Genomic DNA, 12555 nt, shown 5'->3' on the forward strand with positions numbered 1-12555 from the left:
ATTTAATCAAAAAAAATAGGTTAGTTTAAACTAACCTATTTTTATTTTTTATTGAATTAATTATCTAAAAATCATTTTAGTCGTTCCATAATCATGTTCTTGACTTGTTACTTTTAACAACATTACTCCAGGTTTTACGCTAAAGTTTAGGTCTAGTTCATTTTTACCTCTAATTAATTCAGCTGGTACTCTGTAAATTACTTTACCAGTGATGTCTGTTAAGGTAATTGTTGCTTTGCTAGTTTCTTTACTAAATAACTGTAGTTTTACATTACCTTCTGATGGGTTTGGATATGCGATAAATTCATTCTCAAACTTTTCTATTTTACTAACAACAGATGCTTCAATAGCTGTTTTGGTAAACTTCACATCAGAGATTTCAAAGTCTAACTCTTTAGTTTGAGCTTCAACAGGTAAAAATGTAAAAGTTAATGTAGTTAAGTCATCTGCTGTGATTGTATTCTGATTACCTGTTGAAGAGAATATTTCAAACGGAATATAATACGTTTGTTCCTCTTCTTTAATATCTACCATTACTCTATATTGGGCTTTCCAATCCTCAATAGATGATTTGATTAAACCTAGCTCCATTAATCCAGAACCTTTTGCTGTAAATGATAAGTATTTGTATTCTGAATAATCAGCAGATAATGTTCCTGGTAATAATGATTTGTATAGTGTTAAGTAATCATAATCACTAGTAGCTTTAATTTTAACATTTCTGTTTATTGCATACTCATCATCTTGATATTCTCTGTTAAAGTTATTCGATACAAAGTATTCTTTTACTTGAGTATAATTACTATCAAAGTCTAATCCCCAATTACCATCTGCATGATAGAAGGCATCTTCTACTTCTCCTGTTACTTTTACAAGGGCATCATACTCATAACCATCAGCAATGTTAATTCTTAATTCTTGTTCTAATTGAGTATTTAACGGATTGTATCTATGTTTAACATTATTAGCAGTTTCAGAATAAATCTCTTCCATAGAAATCTCTGTACTCATCCCTTCTTCTGTACTTCTTAATAAGATAACTAACTCATCTTTATCTCTAGAAATTTTTGCAGCATAAGTTTGTGGTACTTTCTGAATTTCTTCTTGTTTTACAGGTATAAAAGAGGTTAAATTGTTTAACACATCTTGTACTAATTTCTTTGTGTCTTCTGGGTTTGTTGTCCATACTTGAAAGTTGTACATATCATTATGTTTGATATAATGATTTACATACCAATTAGACTGAATGCTATAACTTACATCGTTATTATTCTTTGCAGCTGCAAAAGAGATGGCATGCTCTACAACACCATTTCTTTGTTTAATGGCTTGCATTAAAAAGTTGTATTCACCTAATTGTACAGGTACAACATTAAGTATTTCTGCACCACGTAATCTATCACAAGAAGCTTTAGTGTGGTTGTAAACTTTATCTGACGTTTTGATACCTAATACTACACCCTTGGTTTTTCCATCAACAGAGAAGTCAACAGAGAGTACTTCATCTGCAATTGTATAATCTAATATATCTGTTGGTGAAGTAACGTTGGCTATATTACCAGCTACCAATTCACTTGGGAACATATCTAATAAAGTCTGCCCTTTACCTAGATAAGGTTGCTCACGCTTCATTTTTGCTTTGTTGTACAAGTTCTCACTTGATTTTACAAAGTTGGTTGGTATAGAATTTTTCTTTCTACCTACATAAATCTTACTGATTACATCACCTAATGATTCAGACTCTACTCCTCCACCATTTCCACCAGTTACTTCGCCTGAAGTTACAACAACTGGTATATTTACTGTAGTTGTACAATCATTACTTGTTGCTGTAACAGAAACAGTAAATGATCCAGCTTCAGTAAATTCTTGAACTATTGGATTCGTGTTTTGTAATAATCCTGGCCCACTTCCTGGTCCTGAACCTGGTAAAGTCCATGAAAACTCTGTAAAAGAAGCTGCATTATCTAATGTAAACTGTTTTTTTATTTTTCCTGGATTTGAAGGTAATGTAATTACAGATACAATAGGTTCTAAAACAGGTAACACAATAACTTGTTGAGTAGTAGTGCTAGAACCGTATATATTGGTTGCTGTTAAGGTTACAGTATAAGTACCATCAGTTGCATACGTTTTGGTTGGATTCATATCTGTACTTGTAGTCCCATCACCAAAATCCCATAAATAAGTTATTGGTGCTTCAGGTTGTACAGTACCTCCTGTATGTGTTGTATTATCAAAAGTAAAAATATTTTGAACTGAACATTGTGGGTTTACATTTATATTAAAATCTGGAGTAGGAGCTACGCCTACAATTGGAGGACAAGTAGTTGATGCTGCAAATTTCTGACAATGGATTGTTCCACCATCATGAATAAAAGATTTTGCAATAACTTGACCATAAATATCTTCTTTATTTACAGATTTTTCAACATCAGCAAAAGGAGCAAAAACAGTTCCATAAATTTCTTCAGAGCCAACAATATTTAATTCTGTGGTATTAGGAAAATTATATAAAACATAAGGACTATCTGCTGGAGCAAAACCTATTTGTTCCCAAACATTCCAATTGAAAGTGCCTGGAGCATCTACATTTATGATTAAGATTCTATCAGAATTTGCATTTCTTTGCGCTTCAAAAATTGATGTGCTGTTTAAATCAGCTCCAGTAATATTTAAATAATTTACACCATTGTTTAAAAATATTTCTGTGTGATTTGTTAAAGTTGTATTGGTAATAGAATTACCTAAATTATCTTCTAGAACTGCATTGTTACTATTTAAAGCTAAATTGGTAGAATTTGTTCTTAAACTTTGAAAAGCACTAGAAAAATCTATTAAATTAGCTTCATAAACAGGGTTGACTCCTGCACTAACTCCATATCCAGGAGAACTGTTATTCATTTGAATTCTTGATGATGAGTTATATGTTCCATTAGGTGTAACTCTCATTGGTGCAGGAGCATTCAAAGGATCAAAATACCAAGCTACAGAACCATTATTATCTCCAATTTTTGTATAATAGTTTGGGTTAACTACTGTTAATAATCCATTGTTTGTGCCTGGACCAGCAGGACAAGTACCTTGTGTGCTTTTAGTAACTTCAAAATTATCAATTAAATTACCAAAAGAAAGATTGTTATATGGTTGACTTGAAACAGACTCAAAAACAAAATATACAGTATGTTCTCCAGCAGGAACTGTATATGAGCCTGTATAGTTTTGCCAAGCATTTCTATTTGTACTCATTGTTTCTACTGTAGTAGCAGAGTTTAATGAAACTCCAATTTTTACATTTGCAACATCTACACCACGTCTTCCTCTATGCCAAATAGACCAGTCTAAAACTGAACCTGGCTCAGCACAAATAACTTGGTATAAAGCAGCCCTTTGATTTGCATTGATTTCTGCATGAAATCCACCATCTTGAGAAGGAGATCCTAAAAATCCGGATTTCCAAATTTCAATTTTGTTATCAGTCGCAGTTGTATACCATCCAGGAATATCACTTTCGTTTTTTAATGTCCAAGTAGATGGATTAGCACCAGTTTCGAAACTTCCGTTATTTACAATTGTAGGGTCACCACAATTACATTCGTCATCATCAGTATTGATGACTGTATTTAGAGGATAATTTACTTTACCACCAACTAATAAACCTGTTTTTAAACCACTTGTGTCAAAATCTCCACAATCATCTGTGGCTACATTATAATCTCCTTTAATAGTTAAATCTTGTCCAACAGCTACAGCACCTTTGGTTTCTGTAGATATAACTTCAAAATTTTCTTCAACAAATACATTAAAACCCTCTGCAGGTGCAGTTGGGCTATCTGCACAATTGTAAACTGTATTTACAGTGACTGTTACAGTTGCTGTAGATGTATTTCCATCTGCATCTGTAATTGTATAATCAAATGTATCAACTCCAGTAAATCCTGGATTTGGTGTGTATAATATTTTATCGTCTGTAGGGTCATTTGGAGTTCCACCATCATCAACTGTTACAGTTCCACCATTTGCAGATGTACCACTTGGTAATGAAATTGTTCCAACATTGGGACCATCATTTCCAAAAGTATCATTATTTAAAACGTCAATTGTGTTTGCTGGGGTGTTTTCGTTAACGTTTGCAGTATCATCGACAGCAGTTGGTACATCATTTACAGTTAAAGTTACTGTTCTCACTTCTGGACAATTATTGTCTGTACCAGTAATCTCTACAGTATAATCTCCAGCATCAGCAAAAGAAACTGTATTTAATAGTAAGTTGCTTGTTGTAGATAAGATTGTTGCTGGTGCAGAATTCTTGTACCATTTGTATGATAATGTTCCAGTTGAATTTGTTGCAGGGGGTATTGTATAATCTGGTGTGCCTGTATTAAAAGTTGATGTTGTTAATGCAGATGCTGTAACTGAAAAGTTGGCGTTATCATTTTCATTAACTGTTGTACTTGCAGGGGCTATACTAATTGTAATTTGTTCAGCTGTTGTTACTTTAGAAGAAGTGACTTGACCAGTGGTTTCATTTCCTCCAACTGTTGTGCCTACTGCAGTTGGTATTCCATTATTGTTTACTGGAGTAGGGAAGTTTAATAAGCTTCCTCCAACACTACCACCAACAAGTGTATTGGTTACTTGTGAAGTTGTGTATAATCCTGAAGCTTCAATTGCATCTGGGCAACCATCATTATCTGAATCTGTATCTTTACTATCTGGTAAACCATCTCCATCAGTATCTCTGTAGATACAATCTGACGAAAAATAATTAAATAGTACTAAATCTAACCCTCCTAAAGAAGAGCTTGTATTTGTAGGGTAAGTAGTCCAATCTAAAATATTACCAGTATTATAATCTGGAGGTAAGATTGAATAACCATATATTGTTGTTCCGTTTGCTATGCCAAAATCAGACATTTTTACAGCTCTAATTGCCACGTCTTGGTTTAATGCAGTACTTGGTCTAAAATCTGTATCTGTTATTTCTTTTCTTAAAACAGTAGAAGGTAGCTTCTCTATAGTAGTCATAGAAGCTGTTGTTACTCTATAAACAGTGCTGTAAGATGTTGGGGTTCCACTCCCGTCAATACTAGTAATGATTGCAATATCTATAAAGTTGTTTTTTCCTCTTTCACCAACAGTTACATATTGATTATCAGCAGAATTTACGATGTAACCATCATCAAAAGTAACATCTATTCTTTCTATGTTATTTTTATTTTGAGCTGATAGATTGTTATCGAAAATATTGTCACCCCCAACATTATAAAATCCGTGAGAAAAAGTATCTGCCATACTATTTACTTCACTTGTATGTAATTGTGTAGCATTGGCTGTGTTAGTATGTCCATCATTCTCTATCCAAATAATTTCATTGGTAGGTCTTCCTGCTGATGCATTTCTTCTAAACGTAATATTACCTACAGAAGCATCTTTATCTACTCTAATTGTGTTTCCAGAACTTAAAACAAAACCTTCAAGTCTTTTACCAAAAGCAGTACCATAAGATAAAGTGTAAGATGTGTTATTAGAAAAAGGAGAACTTGAACTACCAAAAGAACTAACTGTTGCTGATGAAGGAATTTGTACTTTATTATCAATAATGAATGATGTAATTGTTCCGCTTGCTAAAGGAGGACAAGTAAATTCATCTGTATCTAAAATACCATCATTGTCATCATCTAAATCTATACTATTTACAATACCATCTCCATCACAATCTGTAGGATTTACGCATTGTGCGTTTAGATATGCAGCGTAAAAAAATGTAAATAATAAGACAATTAGAAATTTCTTTAGAGGAAATTTTAAGGGTGTTTTATTTCTAGTGTAATTCATAATGATAATTCATTTATAAATGTTAGAACAAATAAATTGAAATAGGGGTATATCAAAATCTACTTATTTCTTTAATAACTAAAGAGATACAAATATAATATTTTATTTCTCTTATGAGTAAAAAAAATCGATGAACCTCCTATATTTATAGGTTAAATTGATGTTTTTTAGACTTAATTTGAAGATATTATACCTGTTTCTTAATTGTTAGACACAATTAATAAATAGAGGTCACAAGTAATATTATAAAAATAAAGAGCTGACAAAGTCAGCTCTTCTATTCAATTTTTGGATAATATACCCCTATATTTTCATCCTGTTATTGAATATTTTTTAATCAAAAGATTTTTTAAAACTACAGCCTTAAGTTAATACCTCAAGGCATGTAGTTTTTTTAAATAAATCCCCCAATTTATTTACCTTTTATTATAAACTACTATCTAAATATCATTTTAGTTGTTCCATAATCATGTTTTTCACTTGTTATTTGTAATAGCATTACTCCTGGTTTTACATTAAAGTTCAAATCTAATTCATTCTTACCTACGCTTAATTCAGCTGGTACTCTGTAAATTACTTTGCCTGTAATATCTGTTAAGGTAATTGTTGCTTTACTAGCTTCTTTACTAAATAATTGTAACTTTACATTTCCTTGAGATGGGTTTGGATAAGCGATAAACTCATTCTCAAACTGCTCTACTTTACCTACTACATATTCATCTATAGCAGTTTTGGTAAACTTCAAATCAGAGATTTCAAAGTCTAACTCTTTAGTTTGAGCTTCTACAGGTAAAAATGTAAATGTCAACGTTGTTAAATCATCAGCAGTGATTGTTCCTTTGTTTCCTGTTGATGAAAAGATCTCAAAAGGAATGTAATAAGTACGTTCTTCGTCTTTAATATCTACCATTACCCTGTATTGTTCTTTCCAATCTTCTATCGATGATTTTATTAGACCTAGCTCCATTAATCCAGAACCTTTGGCTGTAAATGATAAGTATTTATATTCTGAATAATCTGCTGATAATGTTCCTGGTAATAATGATTTATATAGCGTTAAGTAATCGTAATCACTTGTTGCTTTTAATTTAACATCTCTATTGATTTCGTACTCATCATCATTGTATTCTCTATCAAAATTATTCCAAACAAAGTAATTTTTTATCTCTGTATATCTCTTATCATAATCTAGACCCCAGTTACCATCTGCATGATAGAAAGCATCTTCTATTTCTCCATTAACTTCTATTGTTGCATCATATTCATAAGCATCTGCTATATTTAAATTAAAGCTTTGTTGTATTTCTGTAGCAATTGTATTGTGTCTGTGCTTAATGTTATTTGCAGTTTCAGAATACAACTCTACCATAGAAATTTCAGCAGTTTCACCAACTTCTGTACTTCTTAATTTTACAATTAACTCACCTTTTTCTCTATAAATTTTAGAAGCATACGTTTCTGGTACTTCTGGTACATCTGCTTGTTGCACAGGAATAAATGATTGTAAATTCTTTAAAACATCAGCTACTAATTTTTTGGTATCTGCTGGCCTTGTTGTCCAAACTTGAAAGTTGTACATATCATTATATTTGATATAGTTGTTAACATACCATCTTGTTTGGATATTATAGTTTACATCATTGTTATTTTTAGCTGCAGCAAAAGACACTGCATATTCTATAACTCCATTACGTTGTTTAATAGCTTGCATTAAGAAGTTATACCCTTCTACTTTTAAAGGCATTACATTTAATATTTCAGCACCTCTTAATCGATCACATGATGCTTTTGTATGGTTATATACCTTATCTGATGTTTTAATACCTAGCACAACACCTTTTGTTTCATTATTTAGAGAAAAATCTACAGATAGTACTTCATCTGCTATTGTATAGTCTAAAATATCTGTAGGAGAAGTTACATTTGCGATATTACCTGCCATTAATTCAGTAGGGAACATATCTAGCATAGTTTGTCCTTTTCCTTGATAAGGTTGTTTAGCTTGTAATTTAGATTTGTTATATAAGTTTGATTTATCCTTAACAAATACTGTTGGTACACTATTCTTTTTTCTACCTACATAAATTTTAGAAATAGCGTCTCCTAAACTTTCTGACTCAACTCCACCACTGTTTCCTCCAGTTGTTCCACCAGAAGGAACTGCATAAGCAAAGTCTTGATTTAAATTAGCTTCTCCTTGTCCTAAAGTTAAGTAACTTTTACTTGGTGTTCCTAATCCATCTACATCAAAAGTTTGTACTAAATCTGCTACAGTATTACCATTTGGTATTCCTGAAGTTACAGTAGATAAAAGTACAGTTACAGTATAATCTCCTGCAGGTAAATTTTCAAATAAATAATTACCATTAACATCTGTAGTCGTTGTTACATCGTCTGCTGTATTATTTGGAGTACCTGGATCTAAAACAACTGTTGCTCCACCTAAACCACTTTCTCCTGTGTCTTTAATACCATCTCCATCTGTATCGTACCAAACAGTATCTCCAATAGAGCCTAACCCACTATTGTAACCAAAATCTTGAGCTACATTGTTTTCTCCTACAGCTAAAACAACATTACTTGTATTTGGTGTACCTAGCCCATCATTATCGAAAGTCTGTGCTAAATCTGCTACTGTTACTCCAACTGGTAAACCGCTTGTAATTGTACTTACATTAACAGTAACAGTATAGTTACCATCAGGTAAGTTGTTAAACAAGTAGTTTCCATTAGCATCAGTAATTGTTGTTATATCGTCTGCTGTATTGCCTGGAGTACCTGGGTCTAATGTTATTGTTGCTCCTTCTAATCCTGACTCACTACCATCAATGATTCCATTACCATTTGTATCGTACCAAACTGTATCACCTATTGAAGCATGTTCTACTGTAAGTGTAGCAGATGCAGATTCTGTTAAACACACATTATTGGTGTGTGTTAGCACCACATAATATTTATTACCATTTAAACTTGTTGCATCGCTTATGGTTAAATTAGCACTAGAAGTACCAGAATAAATACCTGTATCTGTTAATAAAGTTCCTCCGTTATTAGGATCTCCTAAATACCATTGATAAACAATATCTGCATTTGCATTACCTGCTGTATCATATATAGGATTTCCATTATTATAACTTGTTGCAGTTTCTGATGAGCCAATTACGCTAAATGTTGCAGGCTGACCATTATCTACAGTTTGATTTGTAGGAGCTGTAGTTATTGCCATTTTATGAGCGGTCCATTCATTTCCATCTAATCCATTATAGCCACCATTTCCGCCAGTAACTTTGCCATCAGTATCAATGCCTGTTCCATCTAAAATACCATCGTTATTAGTGTCAATTCCTCCAGATTCTGTAACATCTAAACAGCCATCTCCATCAGAATCTAAATCTTCACTGTTACGTATTCCATCTTCATCTATATCACAGTTAATTACAGTTCCATAAACTCTACCATTGATATATGTTGGTCCTGCTACTTCTTGAGAAAGAATAAAGTTGTTAGGTGAGTTGGTATTCCAAGTAAAGTTATTAAAGCTATTTCCATTGAATAGTTCTAATTCGAATAAAGGGCCATTGGCTACTTTACTTGCATACATTTTTACATTAAGATTTTCATCAATAATAAATCTAACAATAGGAGTTTCTTCATTAACCGAATTTCCAAATTGATAAATTTGAGGTATTCCTCCTTGTCCCCAAATACTACCATCTTTAAAACGAATATTTTGCCCTGTAGAAGTTCCATTTTGTTGAAATTGAATTTCTTGAGTAGTAAGAGGGGTTCCATTAATAGTTAAGTTAAAACTGTTATCCATTCTTGTAACGTCTAAAACAAATCCGTTACCAACTGGATCTAAAGTAAAGTTCATAGAATTTCCGTTTGAAACTGCAAAAGGTGTTTCTGCAATTACTACTTCACATTCTTCAGTATCAAGTATACCATCATTATCATCATCTAAATCACACACATTGTTAATTCCGTCTGCATCTGGGTCATTTGCTGTAACTACACCAACTGTTGCACCAACTGTACAGGGATCAATAATTGGAGTAACCGTAAAAGTTACATTATCTGAAGTTGCAGCACAAGATCCATCAGCAGCTATTGTGTAACGAATTACAACAGTAGTGTCAGTATTGATATCAGCAGGCGTATATATATTGTTATTGATAGCTCCACCACCAGAAACGATAGAGAATGTACCGCCATTAGGTGAGCCTGTTAATGTTTTTGTTTCGCTTTCGTTTATTGAAGTAGTAGAAGTTGTGTTATCAGCAACATTACAAGCCTTATATCCAAAATCTTGATTTGTTCTGTCTTGACCTGCATTCAAATTAGTAGAACTACTATTTGCTGTTCCAGTACCATCTGCATCGAATGTTTGCGATAATTGACCCACTGTTACTCCATTTGGTAAACCAGCTGTAACAGTTGAGGTATCTACACTAACTGTGTAAGACCCAGCAAATAAATTATTAAATATATAATTACCATTTGCATCTGTAGTTGTAGTTTTATCATCTGATGTATCATTAGGTGTATTAGGATCTAAAGTTACTGTTGCTCCTTCTAATCCATTTTCTCCATTGTCTTTTACGCCATTGCTATTAGCATCAAACCAAACAGTATCTCCTATAGAGCCTACAAGTTGAGAAGGAAAACAATTACTATTTTTATCTGATACGTTTACTCCTGAAATAGACCAATCATCTATAATTGCTCTTCTATTACGATTTCCATTTTGGTTATATACTGTTAGATAAACTCGATAGGGATTACCATCATTAGCTATGTTTGATGGAACAGCATAATTAACTGTTTCAACGCTAGAAAGAGGCGTTTGTAAAGTATGTGTATATGTACCTACTTTTGTACCTTCTCCTTTATAATTGGTAGGATCAAAAGGAATAAATGAAATCTCTACATAATAATCTTGATTGTCATTGTTATTTAACTTGATATCAAAACTAACATTTCCACTTGCTAATTCAATCCAAGGAGATTTTAAATAGAAAGACCCTTTTGTTGAATTTATTGCTCCAGAACGTGCTGAAAAATTACCGTTAATTTTACTATTGCTATGGACTGTAAAACCCCCAAACCCCCAGCAATTGGCAATATCTATATTACGATCTCCAGACTCGAAGTCTTGAGTTACTTTTGGTCCAACTGATGTTACAGTAAAAGTTACATCATCAGAAGAAGCACTACAAGACCCATCAGCAGCAATTGTGTATCGAATTACAACAGTAGTGTCAGTATTTATATCAGCAGGCGTATATATATTGTTATTGATAGTTCCACCACCTGAAACGATTGTAAATGTACCTCCAGCAGGAGAACCTGTTAATGTTTTTGTATCATTTTCTGTGATTGTTGCAGTTGAAGTATTATTATTTGCTACAATACAAACTGGAGTAACTGTAAAGGTTACATCATCTGAAGTTGCAAGACAAGAACCGTCAGCAGCAATTGTATATTTGATTATAACATCAGTATTTGTATTGATATTATCAGGTGTATAAACATTTCCGTTAATTGTTCCACCACCAGAAACGATACTAAATGTACCACCTGTAGGAGTACCTATTAAGGTTTTAGTTTCATTCTCTATAATTGATGCTGAATCTGTTGTATTGTCTGCAACAGGACAAGGTATTACAGTTATGTTCATAGAGTCTACATCAGTTTGATTACAACCATTTGTAGATGTCATCGTTAATGTATCAACTCCTGTAAAGTTTTGATTTGGTGTATATATTAAAGTTCTTAAATAACCATTAACAACTCTTTCAGATCCAGATAAGGTTATATCTCCAGCCCCATTTCTTGTTAAAGGATTATTGTTACTAACTCTAATTATTACATCTAACGTACCATTTGAAACAGTTATTCTTACTGATTTTAAATCGTCAGTTGGAGCGTCTACAGAAATTGGAGAAATAGATGTTCTTGAGCTATTCTCTTTTATCATTATATCACCAGAAATGGTATTTACTGGTGTACTACACACAGGAGTCACAGTAAAAGTAACATCATCTGAAGTAGCAACACAATCACCATCAGCAGCAATTGTATAACGAATTATAACAGTTGTATCAGTGTTGATATCAGCAGGAGTGTATACATTATTATTGATAGTTCCACCACCAGAAACCACAGTGAATGTTCCACCAGAAGGATTTCCAGTTAAAGTTTTCGTTTCTCCTTCATTAATAGAAGCAGTTGACGTTGTATTATCAGCAACGACATCACACACAGGAGTTACAGTAAAAGTAACATCATCTGAAGTAGCAACACAATCACCATCAGCAGGGATTGTATAACGAATTACGACAGTTGTATCAGTATTGATATCAGCAGGCGTATACACATTATTGTTGATAGCTCCACCACCAGAAACGATGCTGAATGTACCACCATTAGGTGAACCTGTTAATGTTTTAGTTTGTCCTTCAGTAATTGAAGCCGAAGATGTTGTATTATCAGCAACGACATCACACACAGGAGTTACAGTAAAAGTAACATCATCAGAAGTTGCAGCACAATCACCATCAGCAGCAATTGTATAACGAATTACGACAGTTGTATCAGTATTGATATCTGCAGGTGTATATATGTTATTGTTTATAGTTCCACCACCAGAAACCACAGTGAATATTCCACCAGAAGGATTTCCAGTTAAAGTTTTTGTTTCTCCTTCATTAATAA

Annotated in this window: 2 protein-coding genes; both read right to left on the reverse strand. The window is 32.9% G+C overall.

Annotated features, from left to right (window positions below; translation table 11 throughout):
• Positions 1–60: 60 nt before the first annotated feature.
• A complete protein-coding gene (locus BTO18_RS18115; protein WP_105014474.1) occupies positions 61–5838 on the reverse strand; it encodes a collagen-binding domain-containing protein in 5778 nt (1925 codons plus the stop codon).
• A gap of 436 nt (positions 5839–6274) precedes the next feature.
• Positions 6275–12555 (reverse strand): SdrD B-like domain-containing protein (locus BTO18_RS01240; RefSeq protein ID WP_170063213.1); only part of this gene is annotated, 6281 nt, incomplete at its 5' end.

Source organism: Polaribacter porphyrae, assembly GCF_002954685.1.
GTDB lineage: Bacteria > Bacteroidota > Bacteroidia > Flavobacteriales > Flavobacteriaceae > Polaribacter > Polaribacter porphyrae.